General features: G+C 32.5%; 23 protein-coding genes and 1 tRNA gene. 15 read left to right on the top strand and 9 right to left on the bottom strand.

The window, feature by feature from the left end:
* Positions 1–122: 122 nt before the first annotated feature.
* From AC2D6V_RS04435 to AC2D6V_RS04420, 4 genes are all read left to right on the top strand, one after another.
* Positions 123–542: a hypothetical protein gene (locus tag AC2D6V_RS04435; protein ID WP_484646843.1), complete on the top strand. Its 420-nt coding sequence runs from the start codon at positions 123–125 to the stop codon at positions 540–542.
* 174 nt (positions 543–716) lie between these two features.
* The gene (locus AC2D6V_RS04430) at positions 717–2,279 is read left to right on the top strand and encodes an amidohydrolase family protein (protein WP_484646842.1); all 1,563 of its coding nucleotides are present in this window, start codon (positions 717–719) and stop codon (positions 2,277–2,279) included.
* Positions 2,280–2,665: 386 nt separating this feature from the next.
* Positions 2,666–3,715 carry a tetratricopeptide repeat protein gene (locus AC2D6V_RS04425; RefSeq protein WP_484646841.1) on the top strand — a complete coding sequence of 350 codons (1,050 nt, stop codon included), beginning with the start codon at positions 2,666–2,668 and terminating at the stop codon, positions 3,713–3,715.
* A gap of 40 nt (positions 3,716–3,755) precedes the next feature.
* The gene (locus tag AC2D6V_RS04420) at positions 3,756–4,592 is read left to right on the top strand and encodes a hypothetical protein (protein ID WP_484646840.1); all 837 of its coding nucleotides are present in this window, start codon (positions 3,756–3,758) and stop codon (positions 4,590–4,592) included.
* A gap of 232 nt (positions 4,593–4,824) precedes the next feature.
* Here the strand turns inward: AC2D6V_RS04420 and AC2D6V_RS04415 are convergent, their stop codons facing one another.
* From AC2D6V_RS04415 to AC2D6V_RS04400, 4 genes are read right to left on the bottom strand one after another with little or no spacing between them, the layout of a single operon-like run.
* Positions 4,825–5,283, bottom strand: coding sequence for a carboxymuconolactone decarboxylase family protein (locus AC2D6V_RS04415; protein WP_484646839.1), 459 nt, complete (start codon positions 5,281–5,283; stop codon positions 4,825–4,827).
* A 58-nt stretch (positions 5,284–5,341) separates the two neighbouring features.
* The gene (locus AC2D6V_RS04410) at positions 5,342–8,218 is read right to left on the bottom strand and encodes a M61 family metallopeptidase (RefSeq protein ID WP_484646838.1); all 2,877 of its coding nucleotides are present in this window, start codon (positions 8,216–8,218) and stop codon (positions 5,342–5,344) included.
* A gap of 56 nt (positions 8,219–8,274) precedes the next feature.
* The gene (locus AC2D6V_RS04405; RefSeq protein WP_484646837.1) at positions 8,275–9,102 is read right to left on the bottom strand and encodes an N-acyl homoserine lactonase family protein; all 828 of its coding nucleotides are present in this window, start codon (positions 9,100–9,102) and stop codon (positions 8,275–8,277) included.
* A gap of 57 nt (positions 9,103–9,159) precedes the next feature.
* Positions 9,160–9,729: a TetR/AcrR family transcriptional regulator gene (locus AC2D6V_RS04400; RefSeq protein WP_484646836.1), complete on the bottom strand. Its 570-nt coding sequence runs from the start codon at positions 9,727–9,729 to the stop codon at positions 9,160–9,162.
* A gap of 243 nt (positions 9,730–9,972) precedes the next feature.
* Here AC2D6V_RS04400 and AC2D6V_RS04395 point away from each other — a divergent pair, with 243 nt between their 5' ends.
* The 4 genes from AC2D6V_RS04395 (at position 9,973) to AC2D6V_RS04380 (ending at position 14,434) form a co-directional block, all read left to right on the top strand.
* Positions 9,973–10,734, top strand: a complete 762-nt coding sequence (locus tag AC2D6V_RS04395) for a DUF6090 family protein (RefSeq protein WP_484646835.1) — start codon at positions 9,973–9,975, stop codon at positions 10,732–10,734.
* Positions 10,735–11,137: 403 nt separating this feature from the next.
* On the top strand, positions 11,138–11,704 hold the full coding sequence (locus tag AC2D6V_RS04390) for a sigma-70 family RNA polymerase sigma factor (RefSeq protein WP_484646834.1): 567 nt from the start codon (positions 11,138–11,140) through the stop codon (positions 11,702–11,704).
* Positions 11,705–12,047: 343 nt separating this feature from the next.
* The gene (locus AC2D6V_RS04385; protein ID WP_484646833.1) at positions 12,048–13,358 is read left to right on the top strand and encodes an NAD(P)-binding domain-containing protein; all 1,311 of its coding nucleotides are present in this window, start codon (positions 12,048–12,050) and stop codon (positions 13,356–13,358) included.
* Between the two features lie 740 nt (positions 13,359–14,098).
* Positions 14,099–14,434, top strand: coding sequence for a hypothetical protein (locus AC2D6V_RS04380; protein WP_484646832.1), 336 nt, complete (start codon positions 14,099–14,101; stop codon positions 14,432–14,434).
* A gap of 92 nt (positions 14,435–14,526) precedes the next feature.
* Here the strand turns inward: AC2D6V_RS04380 and AC2D6V_RS04375 are convergent.
* Positions 14,527–14,603, bottom strand: a tRNA-OTHER gene (locus tag AC2D6V_RS04375).
* Positions 14,604–14,608: 5 nt separating this feature from the next.
* Positions 14,609–15,403, bottom strand: a complete 795-nt coding sequence (locus tag AC2D6V_RS04370) for a universal stress protein (protein ID WP_484646831.1) — start codon at positions 15,401–15,403, stop codon at positions 14,609–14,611.
* Between the two features lie 60 nt (positions 15,404–15,463).
* Here AC2D6V_RS04370 and AC2D6V_RS04365 point away from each other — a divergent pair, with 60 nt between their 5' ends.
* From AC2D6V_RS04365 to AC2D6V_RS04345, 5 genes are all read left to right on the top strand, one after another.
* Positions 15,464–15,964, top strand: coding sequence for a GNAT family N-acetyltransferase (locus tag AC2D6V_RS04365; protein ID WP_484646830.1), 501 nt, complete (start codon positions 15,464–15,466; stop codon positions 15,962–15,964).
* Entirely contained in the window at positions 15,961–17,295 is a 1,335-nt protein-coding gene (locus AC2D6V_RS04360) for an MATE family efflux transporter (RefSeq protein WP_484646829.1), read from the top strand. Before AC2D6V_RS04365 ends, AC2D6V_RS04360 begins: the two co-directional genes overlap by 4 nt.
* A 26-nt stretch (positions 17,296–17,321) precedes the next feature.
* A complete protein-coding gene (locus AC2D6V_RS04355; RefSeq protein WP_484646828.1) occupies positions 17,322–17,492 on the top strand; it encodes a hypothetical protein in 171 nt (56 codons plus the stop codon).
* Positions 17,493–17,599: 107 nt separating this feature from the next.
* Positions 17,600–18,055: a 6-pyruvoyl trahydropterin synthase family protein gene (locus AC2D6V_RS04350; RefSeq protein ID WP_484646827.1), complete on the top strand. Its 456-nt coding sequence runs from the start codon at positions 17,600–17,602 to the stop codon at positions 18,053–18,055.
* Between the two features lie 409 nt (positions 18,056–18,464).
* On the top strand, positions 18,465–19,217 hold the full coding sequence (locus AC2D6V_RS04345) for a UDP-2,3-diacylglucosamine diphosphatase (RefSeq protein WP_484646826.1): 753 nt from the start codon (positions 18,465–18,467) through the stop codon (positions 19,215–19,217).
* Here the strand turns inward: AC2D6V_RS04345 and AC2D6V_RS04340 are convergent.
* Genes AC2D6V_RS04340 through AC2D6V_RS04330 form a run of 3 tightly spaced genes read right to left on the bottom strand, consistent with a single transcriptional unit; the run spans position 19,214 to position 22,632 of the window.
* Complete coding sequence (locus AC2D6V_RS04340; RefSeq protein WP_484646825.1) at positions 19,214–20,482, bottom strand: MFS transporter; 1,269 nt, start codon at positions 20,480–20,482, stop codon at positions 19,214–19,216. The two genes, AC2D6V_RS04345 and AC2D6V_RS04340, sit on opposite strands and share 4 nt — an antisense overlap.
* A 2-nt stretch (positions 20,483–20,484) precedes the next feature.
* On the bottom strand, positions 20,485–22,179 hold the full coding sequence (gene recJ, locus AC2D6V_RS04335; protein WP_484646824.1) for a single-stranded-DNA-specific exonuclease RecJ: 1,695 nt from the start codon (positions 22,177–22,179) through the stop codon (positions 20,485–20,487).
* A gap of 30 nt (positions 22,180–22,209) precedes the next feature.
* Complete coding sequence (locus AC2D6V_RS04330; RefSeq protein ID WP_484646823.1) at positions 22,210–22,632, bottom strand: OsmC family protein; 423 nt, start codon at positions 22,630–22,632, stop codon at positions 22,210–22,212.
* Positions 22,633–22,691: 59 nt separating this feature from the next.
* On the opposite strand from AC2D6V_RS04330, the gene AC2D6V_RS04325 reads away from it, so the two are divergent.
* Positions 22,692–23,282, top strand: a complete 591-nt coding sequence (locus AC2D6V_RS04325) for a carboxymuconolactone decarboxylase family protein (RefSeq protein WP_484646822.1) — start codon at positions 22,692–22,694, stop codon at positions 23,280–23,282.
* A complete protein-coding gene (locus tag AC2D6V_RS04320; RefSeq protein WP_484646821.1) occupies positions 23,254–23,760 on the top strand; it encodes a toxin-antitoxin system YwqK family antitoxin in 507 nt (168 codons plus the stop codon). Before AC2D6V_RS04325 ends, AC2D6V_RS04320 begins: the two co-directional genes overlap by 29 nt.

Genomic DNA, 23,760 nt, shown 5'->3' with positions numbered 1-23,760 from the left:
TATTTGGAAAATTCCTTCGGAATTTTCTCGCGTTCGTTTTTGTTTACTAAATTAGTTGCTTAAACACGCAACTAACCATACACAAAACCGTTAGCAAACATTAGAAAAATCTTGAATAAAATATGGAAATAACATTAGAATATTGGAATACATTGGCGAACCAAACTATTCTAATAAGCTCTTTACTGAGTGGATTTTCTATTGCAATAGTAGCTAATTTATTAGTTTCTGATAAAAAAGATAAACTAACGAATATGATTTTAATATCTGCAACCCTATCAGCAGGTTGTTTTCTTGTGACAGTATTCGCAATGATACAAATTTCAATTGCAACTACACCTGGAGGAATTTTAAAGGAAGTAGTTGCAAGCGATTTTTTTATTCCTAGACTAATTGGACAGTCGACTTTTATGATTGGTCTTTTTTCTTTGACTATAATGATTTCATTATCAGGATGGACAAAGTCGAGGAAAATTGGAATATTTACTACAGTTGTTGGAGTCCTGACTTTATTATTAATCTTTGTGACAATGAATGACTAGGTTAGGACAATAAGACAGAAGAATTAAATTGATAAAAACTTCTGGCAATGGCTATGATTTCGCTACGCCTGTGCGAAGCGAAATCATAGTCGAGACCGTTACCCAACATTTGAGCCAAGCAAGTAACATTTTATAGCTTGAAGCGTCGTTCTTCTTTAACCTACTAAATTAAATATGAAAAAAAAGATATTTAAATTTCTTAAAATATTTTCAGTAATCTTTCTTCTATTATTATTAGTTATAATATCTGCTGTTCTATGGCCAATGCCCAAATTAAACCTATCTAAAAAGTTTGATACAGTCTTAATACAATCTGTGAAGATAATTGACGTGAAATCGGGAGACATTTTAGAAAATCGAGATATTCTTATAAAAAATAATATTATTAGCGCAATCGACACCTCTGGTATACTAAAAGCAAATTCAACTTCTTTGATTATTAATGGCTCTGGTAAATATATAATACCAGGTCTGTGGGATATGCACACGCATTCAAATCAACATTCAGAATGGCTTCATCATCCTCTTTATATTGCAAATGGGGTTACAGGTATTCGAGATATGTCAGGCCAACTTAATAAAAGAGATAGTTATTGGGTTGGCAGTAAAGAACGCTTAGAGTGGAATACAGAATTAAGCAATAATAATCGAATAACTCCAAGATATGTTTTACAAAGTAGTTACCAAATTGACGGAGCTTCTTCTGTTCCCGATAACTTTCCCGAATTTTTTAAGCTTGAGAAAGAAGAACATGTTGATTCTCTTTTAAGTTTTTATAAAAATGAAAAAGTGAATTTTATTAAAGTATATCAACAAATACAACCCGATATATATAAAAAATTGGCTTTAGCTGCACCAAAATATGGATTACATCTTGCAGGCCACAAACCAATGTTTATAAGTCTTGAAGAAGCGGTTGTATTCGGGCAAAGAAGTTTTGAACACGGACGTATTTTTATGTTTGAGTCTTTTCCTAAAGCAGATAGTTTACGAAATCCCAAAAACTGGAAAGCATTCTTTTCGAAATCAAAAAAATCAATAGTTGAAGATTTTAATCCAAAAACTGCGATTAAATTAATGACGTTAATGAAAGAAAATAACGCGTATTGGACACCAACACTTCAAACCCTCAAATTCGAGGCATATGCTCATAAATTCGCATTTATAGACAATCCTAACTTAAAATATGTCACCTCTGCACGAAAAGACATATGGTGGGGAATTGATGTAAGAAATAATAAGAAAAAGAATTTATCTGAAGAAGGAAATGGATTGAGCACGGATTTTTACAATGCGGTAAAAAAACAAATTAAAATGGCCAATGATATCGGTGTCCCGATTATGACGGGAACAGATGTGACAGATTCCTATACTTTTGCTGGATTTAGTATACATGATGAATTAGAAGATTTAACAAAAAGCGGTTTGTCGAACCTTGAAGCTTTGCAAAGTGCTACTATTGTTCCATCAAAGTTTATTGGAAAAGAGAAAGATTATGGAACAATCGAAAATGGTAAAATTGCAGATTTAATTATTTTAAATAAAAATCCTTTAGAAAATATTGCCAATTCCAAAACAATCGATGGTGTTATTATGAATGGAATTTATTATGATTCGGATAAATTAAATGAACTAAAAAACTTTACACAATCGATTTCGTCAAGTTTTCATATGAACGTTAAAGTTTTTTATAGTCTCATAAGTAGTCCTCTAGTTAGAGTACAGTTTGCGGATTAAAACGTTTGCTAACAATGTATAAAAAACATAGGGCATTTGTGCTAAATAGAAAGGTCTGTGAGTGTTAACAAAGTCCGCTAAATATAAAATATGGCGTTTATAGAAGAAAAGATAAAAGCAAAATATTTATATTTAGCTAAGTAATAAACCGAAACGAAAGTGCTTATTAACTGCCCTACGTTTCTTATACTAAACGTTGGCAACAATTTGAGAATTAGTATTAGATAAAACAAATACTATAATTCCTACCGGCATCTCAATTTCAGCAATACATCCAGAATAAAATATCGAATACTGACTAATGTCATTTCATACCGTTACTCAAAGAATTAACTTATATAACTTAAACTTAAGTTAGTTTCTTAACTAACATCAAAATAAAAGTCATGAAAACGATTAGAACATACCTCATGATTGTATTGGTTATGCAGTCCTTATTTTTAGTGTACTGCCAAAACAATACTAATGATATAATCAAAGCCTACGAGCTTAGAATGGATGGCCATACCGAAGAGGCAATAAATGTTTTGTCTAAAGTTATATCAATTGATTCAACAAATGCTTTGGCTCATTACGAAATGGCTAGATCATTGGAAAATAATAAGAAAATCGACCACATCAAGAAGGCACTAGACTATGACCCAGAAAATTTAATGTACAAATTCTATCAAGCCAATTTAGAGATGTTAGAGGCTTATAAAGCCATGAAATCAAATAATAAAGAATTGATAGCTAAAAACCTGGATGAATGTAAAAAAACACTCAAGAGTATTTTAGTCATAAAACCAGATTGCAAAGAAACCTTATTGTTTCTAATAGATATCTATGGTTCATTACCAGAGGACATGGGTGGTAATATAGATATAGCACAGACATACCTTAAAACTCTAATGAGCGTGGATTCGCTTTATGTGGCTCAAGGTCTGCTCATCTTAAAATCCAAAGAATCAAATTTTGACATTGTTAACCATTGGAAAACTTATATCAATACCAATGGCGATAACAACGAAGCTCTTATAAAATTGGGTAAAGCCTATTTAATGACTGATGATAGGGCTAAAGCTAAAGAATGTTTTAATAAGGTAATTAAAAGAAATCCTGAGCAAATTATCTTGCATCTTGATATTGCTCGTGCACATTTATACAAAGCCAAGAGAGGTGGAGATAAGCACGACAAAGAATTGAAGAAATTTAAAGAGAATATTCATATCTATTTAAATGCAGAGGTTAAAAAACCTAAGTTAATAGAAGCCTGGTGTTATGGTTGGCTTGGAGTGGCTGAAGGTAGACTTGGGAAAAATAAACAAGCCGATGAATTTATTGCTAAAGCAGAAAAATTGATTCCAAATTATCCAAGATTTACTGCTATACCCGTTGTTGATCAACCACCAAATATCGTTGCATATCAATACAAATCGTATTTTTCACCATTTTAGGATTTGTATTCACAGGTATAAACCTTTTTATTGAAACCAAATGGAAACACTAAGGCTCTTCTTTTTATCATTGCTATTAACACTCTTCTTTGGATGCACAGTACTTTTATTTGAAAGCCCGATTCCGAACAAAGGGGAAATTGTACAAGTGTTGCCTGATTTCCTCAATGGCCAATATCTAAAAAAAGGAGAACAGACCTATTATGATATTGAAAGAATAAATGATAAGCACTGTATTATTTATAGTACCGATTGGGTACATAAGGATTCAATCTATGCTCTTGTAGAAAGTATAAAAAATGATTCTACTCATGTAGAATTTCAAGAAAGCACATTAATAATTAAGGAAAATGACACCACTCAAAAAATATTATTGAGGTTGGAAGAAGATTTCTATTATACTGAAAAAGAACCGACATATGAAATAAACCTAGAAAAAGGATACTTCATTGATGACTTTGACAAAAAACTTGAAAAGAGGGTTTTATTAAAAACTTACAATAACAAGTACTTTCTAAATATTATTGACCAGAAAGAAAAATGGTTTGCAGTATGGTTTGAAATGAAAAATGATGGTTTATTTATATGGAACAGTCAAATTGCGGACACCTCATTTGTTGAAAATCTGGACTATTATAATAGACTTACAACAATCAATATGATCAGAGACAAGACCTATTTAGCTAGTCCTTCAGACGAAGAACTTTTTAATCTATTGGAAGAACCTTCCTTATTCAATGAAGAGACTTGGATAAGAGTGGATGATGGTAAGAAGCTGAATTGGTTATGGAAAATTATTGGAATTTCGTTTCTGCTGCTTTTTGTAATATTCATTGCATTAAGAAAACCAAATAATATTTCGTTTAAAAAGGAATAAAAAACTGTTGCCAACAAAGTGTATAATTAATTGCTAGTTCACTGCCGACTTACGAACATTCCTTCGGAATATTCTATCTGTGATTTATTTGCTAAATTAGTTGCTTAACCACGCAACTAACCATACACAAGACCGTTGGCAGTAATTTATGACTTCAATTAAGAAATAGTTTTCAAAAAGTAATAGCGGTTTAATTAATTTCAGACCGCTATTACTAATCTACATTTTCTGACTATGCCAATTCTTTGGCCTGATAATTTCCAGGTGTAAATTTGAATGTTTTCATTAATCTAGTCCATGTATTGATTTGAGATATAGCTAAGGTTAGATAACAGATTTCCTCTTTGTTAAAATGAGGAATCAATTCATCAAAAACTATTTCTGGTAAAGGGTCTCTACTTAATTTAGTAAGCACATCTGTTAAACTGAGCACTGCCATTTCTTTTTCGGTAAAATATGGTGTCTCTTTCCAGACACATAAGGATGACAGTCTTAAATCAGTTTCTCCAAGATGTTTAAGCTCCTTGTGATGCATATCTACACAATAGGCACAGCCATTTTTTTGCGCTACTCTTAATCTTATTAATTCGAGCAAATGTGTTTCTAATGAAGAGCTATTAATGTAGTCTTCAGTTGTCATTAAATTTTCGAACATTCCTTTTGGAATATCTCGATATGAAATTCGTTCCATAATAATTGTTTTTATAGTTAATAATTATTCTAATTGTAATTGATGTGACTAGCTACTATCAATCTGAGTGTTCTACTTCTAATAGCAACTTGTCTAAACTTTTTCTATTGAACCATTTACCCTTAAGCATTACGCCTTCAATCGTTTTTGTGTTTTTAATATCTTCAAGAGGATTTTTATTCAATAAAACTAGGTTAGCATTTTTGCCGTCAGATATTGTCCCTTCTGTAGCCATTACATTTAAATATCTAGCAGGTGCAATTGTGCTTGTTTTTAATATCTCATAAGGTGTTAATCCTACTTCTTGTAAAAACGCGAACTCTTTATGTAGTGAAAACCCAGGTATTACCATTCCAAAAGTATCACTGCCTGAAAGTAATGGTACGTCGTGGTCAGATAATATTTTTGTGAATTTTTTCATCCATTCGTAATAACTGTTAAAAAAATCTAATGAGTTCATTCCTAATCCAATATTGTCCTTGCCTCCTGCGAAATCTGCTCTATAGTGATTTTCGTCTGATAACCAATAGGTGGAATCTTTTGTTGGTAAATATTTAGCTTGGATATTAGCCTTTAATTTTGAGAACTTATCTTCATCAAGGTATTGTGTAATCATTTCAAATATTACTAAAGTGGGGGCTACATAAATACCACTGTCTTTAATTTGTTGCGCCTTTTTATTTAGAAAAGCCGGATCGTTATTTAAATATTTATAATCATCGGGCGTATTAAATATATATATGAATTCTTCGACATGCTCGATTGATTTCATCCTTAGAGAATATTCCAAAGGTAAATTGTGTTGTGCATGCCCGATAATATCCAACTTATATTTTAAGGCCTCTTCCAGTACTTTTAAATAAACCTCTTTAGAAATTTCATCACCATCTCCAATTTTCAAAAAATCGTACCCTTTGTCTTTATGCTGTTTAACTACTTTAATGGCATCTTCAACGGACTGTAACATATCTGCTTGTAAATAAGGACCAGTGGTATAATAATTTGGGCCCAACAATTGACCTTTATTAATCTTATTTCTTACCATAACATGATCTTGCCCATCATATTCTGCCATATTTCTCGCAGTAGTAATACCATTTGCAATTAATAGTTTGAAGTCAGTTTCTATATTTCTATCATTATTTCTCCAATGATAATGCATTTCGGATAGCCCTGGAATTAGGTATTTATCAGTACCATCGATACGGAAATCAACTTGTAAATCAATTTTCTTGGCACCATTGGAATGGATGCTAACAATTTTGTCGTTTACAATTACCACATCTTGGTTTTTTAGAATAATTTCTTCATTCATAGGAATTACATTAACATTCTCAATCCTAGTAATGTTACATTCCTTTTTGTTCAACCACATATTTTGTAAAAACTGTTGTAGTGGTATTGGATTTTTAATCTGTTTTAAACTATTCTCATTAAAAATTAATCCAACTTTATCAAAATATTCTTGATAATTTATTGGAGTATTCCCAACTACATGTAGCTGCAAAAACTTTCCAATAGAAGGATATGTCATCTCTGTAATATCATTAATAAGATTGTCATCTTTAAATGGAGTGTTTTTTCCATATTTTTTAGACAATTCTTTAATTAACGATAATAAACTTCTTTCTCCATTGCTTTCTTCACGCATTAAGATATCCATACACATAGCCATTAATGCTCCCTTACTGTATACGTTCGGATAGTTAACTTTATATTTTTCGTCTAAAATGTTTTCACTCATAAAAGTGAAACTTATATCGTCATCATAATTTTTAGCACCTTTGATTTTATCTAGTAATGAGATGTAAAATTCATCTTTCGTTATTAGCTTTTGGTCAACTTTAAATAGTTTTGAAAAATATTCAGTAACCCCTTCATAAAGCCATAAATGTTTTGAAAATGTTGGGTTATTGTAATCAAAGTCATGAATGTCTTCAGAATGGATGGTCATAGGTGTTACAATATGAAAGAACTCATGAGCCATCATATCAAACATGATATTATATAGCTTTTTTTCTTCCCAATAATCAGGCATTACAATTACTGTAGAGGTATTATGTTCTAAACCTCCATAACCATGTGGAGATTTGTCTTTGCCATCAGAGAAGTAAACCATAATAGTATAGTTTTGAGTACTATTAATATCTCCTATATAGGCAACTTGAGCCTCAAGCATTTGAAGTAGACTATTTTTAATTTTTTTAGCAGTATGTAATTTGTTCGACGAGTAAACACTTAATTCAAAATTCATCTTACCAACTTTAAAATTTTCTATATCTAAATCACCATACATCATAGGGTTATCTGTAATATCAAAATAGCGTGAAGCAATATATTTTGAAGTCACTTCTTCCCCATCATCAGAAAACTTTTCGTTAACACTTCTCAACGTGGAAGTACGTTTAAAATTGATTGGAGAAGTTATACTCAATTCATATCGAGCTTCTTTTAAAGAATCAAAATATCCTATAAGACCATGAAGATTCAGAACATAATTTTTAGGTTCAATGTTAGTACCAGAAGGAGAAAGTGGAATTAAAGAAACACTTGACTTTTCAATATCGAAGGTGTCATTTACTAAATATACAATCTTGTCTAATTTTTTTGCATCAGTAATTACCCATGTATTTATACCAGACTTTGTGACTGTCAATTCTTTTCCATAATAATCAAGAGCTTTAAAATCTTCTATAAATCTACCGAAATCGCTAATAGCATATGTTCCTTGAACTATTCGTGGCAATCTATAGGTTGCAACTTTGGTTGTTATTATGCCGGGATTTATAATTATTGGCAATTTATCATCAACAACTTTTGTCAGGTCTATTGAGGCCTTAATAGAAGTGTTCGTAGTCGGAGAATTTGATTTCTTTTGAGAAACACAACCTACTAGTACTAAAGCCAATAAAGTTAAAATTACCCTGTTTTTCATTTTTCGTGATTCTGATTCTGATATATTAAAATCCTAAGCTTTTTTATCGATTCGTTTTAACTAAAAACCAGCTCTTTATTTTTAATTCTATTTGGAACTTGAGGGTCGTGTGCTGGTAAGTAAATTGTAGGTTTAATCTTTGAAAAGTTGACTATGTTTTTAAGTGTGTTTACACTTTCTATGGTTCCGATGCCATCTGGAATTTCATTTAGCAAATTTTCTTGTGTATATGAAGTATCTCCTGCTAAAAAATAATATAGCCCATCAACTTCTGCAATAACCGATATATGGTTTGCTACATGACCTGGAGTTGCAACAATTATTACTTTGCCGTCTTTAGTTACCGGCATACTCTTACTGAATGTAAAATAACGGTCGTTTGGTAAATCTATTAATGTGGGCTTAAGCCACTTTGGCCACCTATGAGGTAAATAACCAGCTAACATTCCTTTTAATCCTGAGGCGTCTTTAAACTCATTCTTATCAATGATTATTTCTGAATTTGGAAAATGATGTAAGCCTCCTGCATGATCCGTATGTAGATGTGTCATTATTACTTTTTTAACATCTTTTTCAGGATTGATTCCCATTTTTAATAGCTGCGGGCCAATTTCATCTTCAGGTTTAACATCAAACTCTACAGCTAAAGCATAATATGGATGCCATTTTGGAAGATATCCTTTAATACTTGTTTTATAAGTTTCTCCTGTATCTACAACAATTATACCTTCTTTATGATCAATTACCCAAGCATATATTGGTGCCCAATCAGCCCATTTTTTACCAGATAAAACTTTAAGCATTTGAGGTACATATCCTTTGGATTTACTTATTTGGTTTTCTTTAATTCTAACTTTTCCTGTTTGTATTTTAAGTATTTTCATAATGTTAATATTTATGTACTATTATGGTTTTTTTAGTACCTATATGACTAAAAAATTTTATTCCTTTATAATTCCATTTAAAAATATATCGGTGGTTAACTCATAAATGTTTTGATTGTGGAGATCTAAAAATTCTTGATATTGCGTTTTTAAAGGCAATTCCATCAAATTCATATATACCGTAAGAACGACATTAATATTAATGTCATCTCTTATAATGCCTTCATCAATACCATTTACAAATAGTTTTCTATAATAGTTGTTGATTCTTTCAATTCTTGTTTGTTGATAATAGTCCCAAATGTCTGGAGTGTTAATCTCTAAATCCTTCAAAAACTCTTCACTTACATTACTAAGAAAATTTTTAGTAAATTCAGAAACTTCAATTAACTTTCCTTTAAAACTTAATTTATCATTATTTACTATTTCATCTAAAGCAGAATTAATATCAATATTTAATTGATCAATAACAGCTTTTACAAGTTCATCTTTAGAAGAAAAATGATTATAGAGACTACTTTTACTCGTCCTTAGTTCTTTAACAAGGCTATCCATCGAAACTTTATAGAAGCCATTTTTTAAAAACTTTTTCTTTGCTGTTTTTAATATTCTCGTTCGAACATTCATAAATCTAATGTGTACTATTTTAGTTCTAATGGTACAAATATATTAAAAAAAACTATAATTCCAAACTTTAAATAAAAAAACTACCGCCAACAACGTGTATAATTCATTGCTAGAGTATGGTATGTTCTAATCGGAATATTCTCCGAATATTCCTCAGGTTCATCCCTTTTTGCTAACTTTAGTCCCGACGCAACGAAATCATACACAAACACGTTAGCCTTCATTATGACCAACCAATAAACAATGATAAAATTCTTTAGAAAAATTCGCTACAACCTCATAGAGAAAAATAAGACTGGAAAGTATTTTAAATATGCAATAGGTGAAATTATACTAGTAGTTATTGGTATATTAATTGCGCTCTCCATAAATAATAGGAATGAATTAAGAAAAGCCAAAATTAAAGAAGATGTGCTTTACCAAAACATACTAATCGATTTGGATAATGAAGAAAAATTATTGAATAATACTTTGGTTTATTATAAAGAACATTCAGATTCATATTACCATATTTACAATGAAACAATAGGGAAGGCAAGACATGATTCAACTAGTCTTAGATACAACAATTTAAGATGGCATATCATATTCGATTTGATAGTTACCAATAAACATAAAATAGCCATCTCTGAAATTAGTAGTAATAATATCACAGAACTGCTAATTGAGAAAGCCAATATAGAAGTTTCAGTTTCGCAAGCAAATCAGTCTTTTAATGACTATAAAAATGAAACAATGATTCCATTTTTTATTCGCCATGGTATATATGATAGTAAAGCAGTGTTTGAATCTGAAAAATATAATTTTTCACCGCTTGTTCAGAATAACTTTATTCGATATGATAGACTAAAATCCCAATATGAGAATGTGGAGTTCGCTCAATTATTAGTTGAATTAAGAATTAGAACTTCATGGGCTATTTTTAATTTAGAAGACCTCATAAAAAAGAATAATGAAATTAGTATGACTTTAGAACAAGAATTGAAAAAAATAACGAAAGGCTAACAACGTGTTTAATTAATTGCTGGTTCTGTGTATACTCGGAAAATCCTACGGGTTTTCCTCTGGCTCATTTTCTTTTGCTAACTCAGTTCCAGCCAACGCAACTAACCATACACGAACACGATGATGTACAATTCACCAAAAGGTGAACCCAAATTGCTACATCTCACTACGTTCGATTCCCGCAATTTGGGATATGTACATCATCGCTGCGCTATGCCAGATTGCATTAGGCATATAACTAGCAATCACCTTTGGGTGCCATCGAGGAAAACTGTACATATCTAGTCGCTAAATGCAATCTGATCACGTTTAATCTGTATTTTAAATTTATTCCAATAAATTGCATAAATTTAAAATCCAAAACGTGACTGCACATAGCGCAGCGTTGTAGCTAATTAATATAATGATGAATATCAAAAAATATAAAGAAGTCTCTTCCCTTTGGATTGAATATAAAAGTGGATTAAAATATTATATTTTAAAAAGGATTAAAAATGAAGATCTAGCCGATGAATTATCTCATGAGGTCTTAATGAAAATTTACAATTCCTGTTGCTCGGGGAATGAAATAAAAAATATTAAATCATGGATGTATCAAATTGCCCACAATACTGTGATTGATTATTTAAAATCAGAAAATAAATTCACAAATGAAGTCACTGAAAAATTCGAATCGATTGAAAATAATACTTATGAAGAGGCTGAAAAATTCGTGGAGCCACTTATAAAATTATTACCTGATAAATATGCGCTCCCTCTTTTATTATCAGATATTGAAGGAATTAACCAAATCGACGTTTCCAAAAAAATGAATTTGAGTTTAACGGCCACTAAAAGTAGAATTCAACGTGCAAGAAAATTATTGAAAGAGAAAATCATTGAATGTAGCAATTTGGAAATAAATGCCAAAGGAAAGCCTATTTCTATTGAAATTAAAGCAGATTGTATACCCTTAAAAAAAATTAATTAATAAATTTTGCGTCTTTTTGTACCCTAATTAGTCTTGGTTGTGATTATTAATTTAAAAATCTCACAAAATGGAATCAATAAAATATTCAAGAAGAACTACATGGAATAACAACAGAAACTATAGATTGTATTCAGCAACCCGATCATTATGTATACAATCATCTAAAGGCAATTTTAGCTCGAATCGTAGATTTTGTTGAGACCTATTATTTCTTTAATAATACTTCAAAAAGCTTCCTTATTAGGAAGCTTTTTTAGTTATAAAATATTTAATCAATAAATTTTGCGTCTTTTTGTACCCTAATTAGTCTTGGTTATGATATTAAATCTAAAACTAAGAAATAATGAACAATAACGATTTACCAGTAGCAATAATTGGAGGAGGCCCAGTAGGGTTGTCTGCAGCAGCACATCTTAAAAAAAGCAATCAACCATTTATTCTTTTTGAACTAGGTAATCAAATTGGTGCCAATATTTTAAAATGGGGACACGTAAGGTTGTTTTCTCCTTGGGAATATAATATTGACAAGGCAGCAGAAACCTTATTACGCGAAGCGCAATTGCCAATTCCAAACAAAGCAGATGTTCCTTATGGAAAGGAATTTATTGAAGATTACTTAAAGCCACTTGCAAATTTACCAGGCATTAAAGAGCATATTAATTTGAATTCGAAGGTAATCGCCATTGGAAGAAGCGGTTTAGATAAAATGAAAGATGCCAAGAGAGAAGAGCTTCCTTTTTCTATTCAAGTTATTGAAAATGGAAAATTTAAGCTGTATGAAGCTAAAGCAGTAATTGATGCTTCAGGTACATGGCAAAGTCCAAATCCTGTAGGATCTGGTGGAATATTTGCACTTGGTGAAGTGGATAGTAGAGCCAAAATATATTATGGCATGCCCAATATCAATGAAGCAGATGCAGATAAATATGCCAATAAAACGACATTAGTCGTTGGTGGAGGCCATTCGGCTATTGGAACCATTTTAGCGTTAAATGATCTTATCCATAAATATCCAAAGACAAAAATTCATTGGGTATTGCGAAAAAAGCAAGTGAGTGAGGTGTATGGTGGTCAAGAGGCTGATAAATTTAAGGCAAGAGGTGCTTTAGGTATTCAAATTGAAAAATTAGTGAATTCAGGAGCTGTTGAGATTCATACGCCTGTGTATATTCATGAAATTGAAAAAAATAAGGACCAATTAGTAATTAAAGGCTTAAAACACAAAGACGCTTTTGTTTTGGAGGGTATAGATGAAATAATTAGTAATACGGGCTCTCGTCCCGATTTTAATTTCTTAAGAGAAATTCGATTTGACTCAGATTCAGCTCTTGAAAGCGTTCCTAAGCTGGCTAATTTAATCGATCCAAATATTCATAGCTGTGGTACTGTAAGACCACATGGCGAAGCAGAATTAAGGCAAAAGGAAAAAAATTTCTATATCGTTGGCATGAAAAGTTATGGACGTGCTCCAACCTTTTTAATGACAACAGGCTATGAGCAAGTTAGATCTATCGTGGCTTTTATGAACGGTGATTTTGAAAGTGCAAAACGGGTAGAATTAAATTTACCGGAAACGGGTGTTTGTAGTTCAGGAATTGGTAATGAAGTTATTTCCAAAGTAAAAAGCAGCTGTGCTACGAGTTGCGGTGTATAAATTAATAGTTATCCTAATATTCTATTTAATTACCAGTAATTTACTGAATAAAAGACATCAAACGGAGAGGAAGTATTAATGAAGAACTAGCTACAACAATGTATAAAAGCAATAGCGGTTTGGGTGTTTACCTGAACCGTTTCTGTGATTAATTCAGTATCTAGATCTCTGAAAAGTAAGTGCGATTAAATCCGCTACTGCTTTTATACTAAACGATGATGTACAATTCACCAAAAGGTGAACCCAAATTGCTACATCTCACTACGTTCGATTCCCGCCCTTTGGGATATGTACATCATCGCTGCGCTATGCCAGATTGCATTAGGCATATAACTGGCAATCACCTTTGGGTGCCATCGAGGAAAACTGTACATATCTGGTCGCTAAATGCATTCTGATCACGTTTAATCTGTATTTTAAATTTATTCCAATAAATTGCATAAATTTAAAATCCAAAACGTGACTGCACATAGCGCAGCGTTAGCCTTCATTAATTCACTATGAAATTAAAAATAAGTTTACCAATCAATAAATAGTATAATGGGGCTTGAATATGAATCATTGAGAAATAATAGTATCAAAGAATGTCCTTGTATAGATGAGACACCCGATTCTATACGCATTAGACCAACTACAAATACTTTAATAATTACAGTACATTGAACTAATCTCAAGCTATTAAGAAAACTGGAACAGTAATAACAAGGCTAAATGAAATATTTCAATGTCCTTATTGTAAAATGGAATATGAGTCTTATATAAAAAAACATAAAGACACAATCATAAACTCAGGGTTAGTCCCAAAATTTGATGAAAAAAGAAGAGGTAAAAATAAACCAGTCTATGAATCTAGTGGAAGAAAATGGATTGAATCGCCATGGTATATTCAGTACGATGAAGCTGTCAACATTTTTGAAGGTTTAAACGATTATTGTCCCAACTGTGATGCAGAAAATTATTTAGAAGATGTGTATCACGGTTACAACTTTGAATGTTCTTATTGCAATACTGCCCTTATGATTTTTTATAACAGCATTGGCTTTTTACCTTATGAACCTGACGATTATGACAGATAATTTTAAAGCTGGAAGATAATTCAAAACCCACCTCCATAGTCCACCACCATGATAAAATCAATTTTTAAAATCCTTGAAAACCATTGATATTAAAAGGATAATAGAGTTTGAAGATTTTGATTTTTCCCGACTGCCAGTCAAACGCTCTAGCCAACTGAGCTACATCCCCTTTTACTATTTAAGTCCACTTAAAACTAATACAGGAATATTACTATGGAAATCTTTCTTTAGAATGGTGTTCTTCTCCCATTTCTTAGCGAAGAAACCTCGTTTCCGCCTTACAACACAAAGCATGTCTGGCTTATGAGATTCAAAATGCAATAAAACACCTTGAAAGGTAGTCGCGTTTTCTGTTTTAGTAATCTTATTAACAAGACCCAATAGTTCAGGTTTTAAGTCAAAATCACCATCATTATGATAAGGTGTTTTTACTAAAAGTAAATCTACGTTGGCCTTAAAATTATCTTTTATATTTTTAAGTAGGTCCAACACATTCTCTTTCTTTATAATAGCAGACTTGACAGCCATTAAAATATTTTTAGGCGAAGTGAATTTATGGCCTTCAGGAACTATTAGTGCCGGGACATTTGTTTGCTTTATAATTTTACCAGATGTTTTTCCTAAATATTCTTCTTCTTTAATTGAGTTTGTGCGGGGTTCAACTAAAACTAAATCAATTTCAGCTGCTCTACATGCTAACTCTAAAGTATCAACAAGCTTCCCTTTTAAAACCTTTACTACTATATCAACATTTTTTGTGTCAATTTTAGAAACCAGATTGTCTAAAAAATCTTTGCTTTCTCTTTCAATGATATGATCTACTTTAATCATTGTCCCAGCTTTTGTATAAACATTATATACTTGTACAACATAAAGTTTAGCGTCAAAAGCTTTGGCAAAATCAGTCGCATATTGCAAATGACTTAAAGCGTTTTTTGAGGATCCTACAGGTACTAAAATATTCTTCATAATAATTATAGTTTGATGACTAAATTTTTAGCGATATTTATGCAAAAGTAAAACATTTATATGATTCGAAAAGGAGCCTGGACAGATATTGATAATATTATAAGATTAACTAAAGCCTGCGCTGTAGATATGATCTCGAAAAACATATTTCAATGGAATGAATTTTATCCAAGTAAAGAGGCTTTTTTAAAAGATGTTAAACGTGATGAATTGTATATACTGGAATTAGAAAACAACATAATAGGCTGCGTCGTGATTTCTACATTGATGGATGATGAATACCTCCCTATTTCATGGTTGTCCGAGAACGACAACAATATTTATATTCATAGACTCGCTATTCACCCCAAACATCAAAAAAAAGGATATGCCAAAAAACTTATGAATTATGCTGAAGCATATGCCAAAGAAAATAATTATGTGTCAGTTAGATTAGATACTTTTTCTCAAAATAAAAGAAATCAAAAATTTTATGAATCAAGAGGCTATAAGCGATTAGGTGATATCTTCTTCCCTAAACAAAGCAACCATCCGTTTTATTGTTACGAACTCATATTGTGAAAACAAATATTAGCCTTAAACATATAAACAAACTCGCTATTCCAGCATTAATTTCTGGTATTGCAGAGCCTATTTTATCTATTACAGACACTGCAATTGTTGGTAATGTTGACATAAACCCTATTGAATCTTTAGCTGCCGTTGGTATTGTTGGCACATTTTTATCTATGCTCATTTGGATTTTAGGCCAAACAAGAAGTGCCATATCATCTATTGTTTCGCAATATGTTGGAGCAGATAATTTGAACGCTGTAAAGAATCTTCCTGCGCAAGCTATCTTTATTATAACCTCGTTAAGTGTTTTAATCATTGCAGGAACATACCCTTTTGCTAGTGAAATATTTAAACTTTATAACGCTTCAGACCTAATATTAAATTATAGTGTAGATTATTATAAAATTCGAGTTTTCGGGTTTCCGTTCACCTTATTTACTATAGCTGTTTTTGGAACATTTAGAGGGCTCCAGAACACCTATTATCCTATGTTAATTGCTATTATTGGTGCATTAGCAAACATTGTTTTAGACTTTGTCTTTGTTTATGGTATAACAGGCTACATTCCAGCAATGAATATTAAAGGCGCAGCCTATGCAAGTGTGATTGCACAAATATTAATGGCTTCTTTTTCGGTTTATTATTTGCTAACAAAAACAAGTGTCCCATTAAGATTTAGCTTTCCTTTTAATAAAGAAATCAGGCGATTTATAAGCATGGTTTTAAACCTCTTTGTTAGAACATTGGCTTTAAATATTACACTATACTTAGCAACACGATTTGCTACGGGTTATGGTAACAACTATATAGCAGCTTATACTATAGCCATTAATTTGTGGTTTCTAGGTGCCTTCATGATTGATGGGTATTCAAGTGCAGGAAACATTCTTTCTGGTAAATTATTAGGAGCTAAAGACTACAAAAGTTTAATGAAGCTAAGTAACAAACTAATAAAAATAGGTATTGTTATAGGTTTAGTGCTGGCCTTAGCGGGCGCTATAACCTATAAGCCAATTGGATTACTCTTTACAAAAGAACCAGAAGTTTTAGCAGAGTTCTATAACGTCTTCTGGATAGTGCTTATAATGCAACCTATTTGTGCTTTAGCATTTATTTTTGATGGCGTTTTTAAAGGCTTAGGGCATATGAAAATCTTAAGGAATTTGCTTCTCCTATCGACGTTTATAATTTTTATCCCAATACTTTATTTGCTCGACAGTTTTAATTTTAAACTAAACGGCATATTTATAGCATTAACCTTTTGGATGATTGCAAGGGGCTTTCCGCTTCTAATAAAATTTAGAAAAATGTTTATGCCGCTTTCACAAAACAATTAACTTTGCAATATAGCACAACATAAAACATGAGTCTATTTAACGTTATACTTCAGCAAGTAGATATCGAAGAAAAAATAAAAAACGCGCCAGATAAAGGCTATGAAATTGGTGTTTTTATTGGAGCCATGATTCCCTTTGTTGTTCTTGTTCTATTAGCCTATTTAATGTATCGATATAGCAAAAAAAAGAATCAATAAACCAACATTATGGATATCTTATCATTTTTAAGCGGAAATGGACTCTTTCTGCTTTTAGCCTTAGTTTTAATAATTGTTTACGTAGTAAATAGAAGAAAAAGAAAATAATGGGCAATAACATTCGAATCACAAAGCAGTTCTCTTTTGAAACAGGTCACGCATTATACGGTTACGACGGTAAATGCAAAAACGTACATGGTCACAGTTATAAGCTAGATGTTACTGTAATTGGACAACCTATTCGCGATAAAAACAATGTAAAATACGGTATGGTAATCGATTTTAGCGATTTAAAAAAAATCGCGAAAGAAGAAATCGTAAATGTTTTCGATCACGCCACCGTTTTTAATAAAAACACACCACACGTAGAGCTTGCTAAAGAATTACAAGATCGTGGGCACAATGTGTTGCTAGTAGACTATCAACCAACAAGTGAAATGATGGTTATAGATTTCGCTCAAAAAATAAAAAAACGTTTACCTAATCACATTAATTTACATTCGTTAAAACTTCAAGAAACAGAAAGTTCGTTTGCAGAATGGTTTGCTTACGATAATATTTAGGGCGTTACCTTAACAGGTCGGGCATTCGGTAGTCGCTTTCTTGTGTTGCATAGGTGCAACAACACAAAAAGAGCTTCAACAATACCTCAATCCCTAACGCTAAACCATGTACAATTATCAGTATAATATCGATAAAAGGTAACTTCCCATAAGCGAATAGACGATAAAATAGAAAGTCCCAAATTCCGATAAAGTCGGAATCATCAATCTGCAGAAATAATGAGTGAAGAAATGGAATCGCAAAGCGCAGCTTTAAGCGTGAAATTTCGAAAACGAATGGTGCTTTAGCAATTTCCTTAGATTGATTTGATTTTTTGGTTCGTTTAGCATCAAGGCAAAATGAACAAATAAAATAATTAACTCCAAAAAATGAGATTCCTGCCTTCGCAGGAATTAGTATATTTACAACATGCAAATTCTTAAAGGCAAAAAAATATATTTCGCATCAGATAATCACTTGGGCGCCCCAACAAAAGAAGCCTCTTTACCACGTGAAAAAAAGTTCGTGGCCTGGTTGGATGAAATAAAAGAAGATGCTGCTGCAATTTTCCTTTTAGGTGATTTATTCGACTTTTGGATGGAATACAAAAAAGTAATCCCTAAAGGGTTTACACGAACCTTAGGGAAGCTTGCTGAAATTTCAGATGCTGGTATTCCAATTCATTACTTTGTTGGCAATCATGACTTATGGATGAATGGTTATTTTGAAGAAGAACTCGGTATTCCTGTGTACCATAAACCAAAAGAATTTGTATTCAATAACAAAACTTTTTTTATTGGGCATGGCGACGGGCTAGGCCCCGGAGACAAAGGTTATAAACGCATGAAAAAAGTCTTTACTAATCCGTTTTCGAAATGGTTATTTAGATGGCTTCACCCCGATTTAGGCGTACGATTAGCGCAATATATGTCTATTAAAAACAAACTTATTTCTGGTGATGATGATGCTATATTTCTAGGTGAAGATAACGAATGGCTAGTACAATACTGCAAAAGGAAACTTGAAGATAACCATCGTGATTTCTTTGTTTTCGGCCATAGACATCTACCCTTAAATATAGATCTCAACGGAAATTCTAAATACATCAATCTTGGAGACTGGATTCAGTATTTCACCTATGGTGTTTTTGATGGTGACACTATGGAATTAAAGGAATATTAAGAATCACTTTCATGGGCTTCCACATCTTCTGTTAAGTCCAAATCTCGAAGTACTGGGTTTTTAATTCCAATTGCAAAAACGGTCACTAATGTCATAGTTCCTCCAAAAACTACAGCGGCGACAGGCCCAATTAATTTTGCAGCTAACCCGCTTTCAAAAGCACCTAATTCATTAGAAGATCCAACAAACATAGAATTAACAGAAGACACACGCCCACGCATATTATCTGGTGTTTTCAATTGTAAAATAGTTTGGCGAATTACCATAGAAATTCCATCGGCAGCACCGCTAATAAATAACATCAATACACTTACCCAAAAAATAGACGACAGTCCAAAAGCAATAATACTAAGACCAAATACAAATACCGAAATGAGTAATTTTTTACCTGTATTTCTACTAATTGGTATATATGTTGTTGCAAACATCGTTACAATACTCCCCATGGATATTGATGCATTTAAAATTCCGAAACCCTGACTTCCTACTTCTAAAATATCTTGTGCAAAAATCGCTAGAATAGCTATGGTACCGCCAAACAATACAGCAATCATGTCCAAGGTTAATGCGCCTAGAATAGCTTTGTTTTTAAATACAAAACGAACACCTGCTTTTAGACTTTCTTTTAAAGGCTCTCCTATGTTTTTATTTAAAATAGGCTTCTTCTTTATTAAAAAAGTTAAAATTAACGATAGCATTACTAATACAAAAACAACACACAAAGTCATATCCACTCCAATCCAGCTAATAAAAAATCCGCCAAATAAAGCCCCTAAAACAGCCGCTGTTTTCCATGTACTTGTACTCCATGTTGCAGCATTTGGGTATATTTTTTTTGGAACTATTAACGCCACTAATGAGAAAATAGTTGGCCCAAAAAAGGCGCGTAAAAAACCACCAAAAAACACTAATGCGTAAATTGCATACAAAATCCATTTAGTTTGCCAATCGCCTATTACTTTTTCCCAAGTCAGCAAAAACAGCCCTAAACTAATTAATGAGAACGCAGCAATACAAAGCGCAAACAAACTTCGCTTCTCTTTTTGGTCAACAATATGCCCTGCAAATAAAGCCATTGAAAAAGCAGGAATGATTTCCATCAAGCCTATTATTCCAAGTGATAATGGGTCTTTTGTTAGGCTATACACCTGCCACTCAATAACAATAAACTGCATAGACCATCCAAAAACCAATAAAAATCGCACTAATAAAAAAATATTGAATTCTTTTATTCTTAATGCTGCGTATGGATCTTTTTTAGCCATAGCTATCCTTTAATATCTCTTAATTTAAGTTGAAGCGAAATACGTCCCTGCCATTCATTTTCATCAATAGAATAAACTGCGTCAAATGGTTTTTTATTGGACACTAAATCAATTTTATCACCCATTCCAAAACCTATACATACAAATTTATTATTAGCACCTCTTTGAGTAACTGTGACTCGTAAGTGTTTACCTTCTTCACCAACACATTTACCATAACCCGTATCTAAAAGGTTTTCAGTCATAAAAACAGGCGTCATGTTACCTGGTCCAAAGGGCGCAAACTGACAAATAATTCGCCATAAACGGCTATCGATTTTATTTAAATCGATTTTATAATCGACCTTAACTTCTGGAACAAGCAAATTAACATCAATGGTGTCTTTTACAACTTCTTCAAATTTATTCTTAAAACTTTGATAGTTTTCTTCTTTCAAAGTTAGTCCAGCAGCATATTTATGCCCGCCAAATTGTTCGATATATTCCGAGCACGCTTCCAAAGCATTATAAACATCAAATCCAGAAACAGAACGCGCTGATGCAGCCAGCATATCACCGCTTTTGGTAAAAACCAAAGTAGGACGATAGTAGGTTTCTGTTAATCGAGAAGCCACAATACCAATAACACCTTTATGCCAAGTTTCATGGTAAACAACAGTAGTAAAACGTTTCTGTTCTTCTTGTTCTTCAATTTGTTTGAGAGCTTCTTCAGTAATTTGTTTATCTGCCTCACGTCTATCTGTATTAAAAGTTTCTATTTCAGAAGCATATTCTTCAGCTAAAGTATAATCTTCTTCAATTAAAAGTGTTACTGCATAATTACCATGCTTCATGCGTCCAGCAGCATTAATTCTTGGTGCCACTATAAAAACAACATCGGTAATGGTGAATTCTTTTTTCTTTACTTGAGCTATCATAGCCTTAATCCCAATTCTTGGGTTCTGATTAATGACTTGAAGTCCAAAATAGGCCAATACGCGATTTTCCCCTGTAATTGGTACAATATCAGCTCCAATCGCAGTAGCAACCAAGTCTAAATACTCGGTTAAATCTTCAGTCGATTTGCCTTGTTTAGAGGCTAAGGCTTGCGCTAGTTTGAAACCAACACCACAACCGCATAGTTCTTTATATGGGTAATTACAATCCTCTCGCTTTGGATCTAAAACAGCAATCGCATCAGGAATACTTTCTCCTGGTCTATGATGATCGCAAATAATAAAATCAATCCCCTTTTCCTTTGCGAATTTAACCTTATCAATAGCCTTAACACCACAATCAAGCGCTATTATTAATGAAAAACTATTATCGTTGGCAAAATCAATTCCTTTATAAGAAATTCCATAACCTTCATCATAACGATCTGGAATGTAGGTTGCGACATTATTTGTTCTTGTTTTAAGATAAGAGCTCATAAGCGCTACCGAAGTTGTACCATCTACATCATAATCGCCATAAACCAAGATATTCTCGTTTTGAAGAAACGCCGCTTCAATTCTATCTACCGCGCTTTCCATATCTTTCATCAAGAACGGGTCGTGTAAATCATCTAAACTAGGACGAAAAAAAAGTTTTGCTTGCTCGTAATTTTCTATCCCTCGTTGAACCATTAACCCAGCTGTGATATCATCAACTTTTAGCGCCTTCTTAAGTGCTTCTACTTTATTTGAATCTGGTTTTGGTTTGAGTGTCCAACGCATAAAATATTCTGAAAACCTATTTGAACTGTTTTAATTTTTATGATAATGTGCTTCAACTTTAACATCAGCAAATTGACGAAACATTTCCATGACACCACAATATTTTTCAACAGATAAATCCACTGCTCTTTTCAGCTTCTTTTCGCTTAAATCATAACCATAAAAATGAAAATGCATCGCTACTTTATCATAATATTTAGGGTGCTCTTCTGTTAAATTTGCTTCAATTTCAATATTGAAATTATCAACTTTTAATTTCATTTTTTTTATAAGCATTGCTACATCTAAACCAGCACAACCTGCAAGACCAGATAACATTAAAGCCTTAGGGCGATACCCTTCTCCTTTGCCTCCGTTTTCTTCGCCTGTATCTATAAATAAATTATGCCCTGATGGGTTTGTACTTTCAAATCGCATGTCACCAAGCCATTTTGTAGAAACTTTAACTGCCATTATATAGAATTATTTTTGTTAATTGTAAATTCAAAAATACTACTTAAAAAAATAAAATTATGCCTTTAGTAACACCATTATCTGCCGACCATGATTTAGAGACTAAAAAGCTTGCGGTGTTTTTTAATGAAACACTTGGATTTTGCCCAAACTCGGTATTGACCATGCAACGCCGTCCAGCTATTAGCAAAGCTTTTATTAATTTGAATAAAGCGGTTATGGCTAATGAAGGCAGGGTCACTTCAGCCTTAAAACGCATGATTGCATGGGTGTCTAGTAACTCAACAGGATGTAGATATTGTCAAGCCCACGCTATTAGAGCTGCGGAACGCTACGGAGCCGAACAAGAGCAATTAGATAATATTTGGGAGTATCGAACTCACCCTGCTTTTAGTGAAGCCGAACGTGCTGCTCTAGATTTTTCGTTATTGGCAAGTCAAGTTCCAAATGGTGTTGATGAAACTATAAAAAAGCGCTTATACAAATATTGGAATGAAGGAGAGATAGTAGAAATGTTAGGTGTTATTTCATTATTCGGATACCTCAACCGCTGGAACGACAGCATGGGTACTTCTATTGAAGATGGCGCCGTAGAAAGCGGTGACCAATATTTAGGCAAACATGGTTGGGAAAAAGGAAAGCACATTTAATACTATGGTTTTAAAATTTGTAAAGCTTCAATACATTTTTATTGGATGCTTAATTATTACTTCGACAAGTTGCAGGCAAGAACCAAAAGACAAATCTTCAGAGTTTGAGTTACTGCCAAGGAATTCCTATTATGTAGATTCTTATAACGATATTGGCGTTTACCGATTTAATGACTCAAATAAAGTCATGGATGGGTATTATGTGATTGGTAATAAGACATCTAAATGGGAAGAGTTTAGTGTAAAAGAAGGTGTTCTAAATGGCGATTATATTATTTTTCATTCTAATAGCGAGATCTTTTCACATTCACAATATTTAAATGGCAAACTACATGGTGAGGAAAAAATGTATTCACTCTCTGGAAAGTTAAAGTCCCTTAAAACATACAAACAAGGCGTGCCTTATGGAAAGAAAATAGCTTACTTTGAAAGCGGTGAAATACAATCTGAATCCAAGTATGAGAATGAGCACTTATAG

This window comes from Algibacter sp. YIN40, from assembly GCF_057219435.1.
This window is presented reverse-complemented; position numbering and strand designations above follow the sequence as displayed.

Bases quoted from the DNA above. Each gene is read 5' to 3' on its own strand.
- AC2D6V_RS04355 (WP_484646828.1), top strand. From the start codon at position 17,322: ATGAGTCTATTTAACGTTATACTTCAGCAAGTAGATATCGAAGAAAAA.
- AC2D6V_RS04325 (WP_484646822.1), top strand. From the start codon at position 22,692: ATGCCTTTAGTAACACCATTATCTGCCGACCATGATTTAGAGACTAAA.
- AC2D6V_RS04420 (WP_484646840.1), top strand. From the start codon at position 3,756: ATGGAAACACTAAGGCTCTTCTTTTTATCATTGCTATTAACACTCTTC.
- AC2D6V_RS04365 (WP_484646830.1), top strand. From the start codon at position 15,464: ATGATTCGAAAAGGAGCCTGGACAGATATTGATAATATTATAAGATTA.
- AC2D6V_RS04345 (WP_484646826.1), top strand. From the start codon at position 18,465: ATGCAAATTCTTAAAGGCAAAAAAATATATTTCGCATCAGATAATCAC.
- AC2D6V_RS04430 (WP_484646842.1), top strand. From the start codon at position 717: ATGAAAAAAAAGATATTTAAATTTCTTAAAATATTTTCAGTAATCTTT.
- AC2D6V_RS04400 (WP_484646836.1), bottom strand. From the start codon at position 9,729: ATGAATGTTCGAACGAGAATATTAAAAACAGCAAAGAAAAAGTTTTTA.
- AC2D6V_RS04380 (WP_484646832.1), top strand. From the start codon at position 14,099: ATGGAATATGAGTCTTATATAAAAAAACATAAAGACACAATCATAAAC.
- AC2D6V_RS04385 (WP_484646833.1), top strand. From the start codon at position 12,048: ATGAACAATAACGATTTACCAGTAGCAATAATTGGAGGAGGCCCAGTA.
- AC2D6V_RS04350 (WP_484646827.1), top strand. From the start codon at position 17,600: ATGGGCAATAACATTCGAATCACAAAGCAGTTCTCTTTTGAAACAGGT.
- AC2D6V_RS04410 (WP_484646838.1), bottom strand. From the start codon at position 8,218: ATGAAAAACAGGGTAATTTTAACTTTATTGGCTTTAGTACTAGTAGGT.
- AC2D6V_RS04395 (WP_484646835.1), top strand. From the start codon at position 9,973: ATGATAAAATTCTTTAGAAAAATTCGCTACAACCTCATAGAGAAAAAT.
- AC2D6V_RS04435 (WP_484646843.1), top strand. From the start codon at position 123: ATGGAAATAACATTAGAATATTGGAATACATTGGCGAACCAAACTATT.
- AC2D6V_RS04370 (WP_484646831.1), bottom strand. From the start codon at position 15,403: ATGAAGAATATTTTAGTACCTGTAGGATCCTCAAAAAACGCTTTAAGT.
- AC2D6V_RS04425 (WP_484646841.1), top strand. From the start codon at position 2,666: ATGAAAACGATTAGAACATACCTCATGATTGTATTGGTTATGCAGTCC.
- recJ (WP_484646824.1), bottom strand. From the start codon at position 22,179: ATGCGTTGGACACTCAAACCAAAACCAGATTCAAATAAAGTAGAAGCA.
- AC2D6V_RS04415 (WP_484646839.1), bottom strand. From the start codon at position 5,283: ATGGAACGAATTTCATATCGAGATATTCCAAAAGGAATGTTCGAAAAT.
- AC2D6V_RS04390 (WP_484646834.1), top strand. From the start codon at position 11,138: ATGATGAATATCAAAAAATATAAAGAAGTCTCTTCCCTTTGGATTGAA.
- AC2D6V_RS04320 (WP_484646821.1), top strand. From the start codon at position 23,254: ATGGTTGGGAAAAAGGAAAGCACATTTAATACTATGGTTTTAAAATTT.
- AC2D6V_RS04340 (WP_484646825.1), bottom strand. From the start codon at position 20,482: ATGGCTAAAAAAGATCCATACGCAGCATTAAGAATAAAAGAATTCAAT.
- AC2D6V_RS04330 (WP_484646823.1), bottom strand. From the start codon at position 22,632: ATGGCAGTTAAAGTTTCTACAAAATGGCTTGGTGACATGCGATTTGAA.
- AC2D6V_RS04405 (WP_484646837.1), bottom strand. From the start codon at position 9,102: ATGAAAATACTTAAAATACAAACAGGAAAAGTTAGAATTAAAGAAAAC.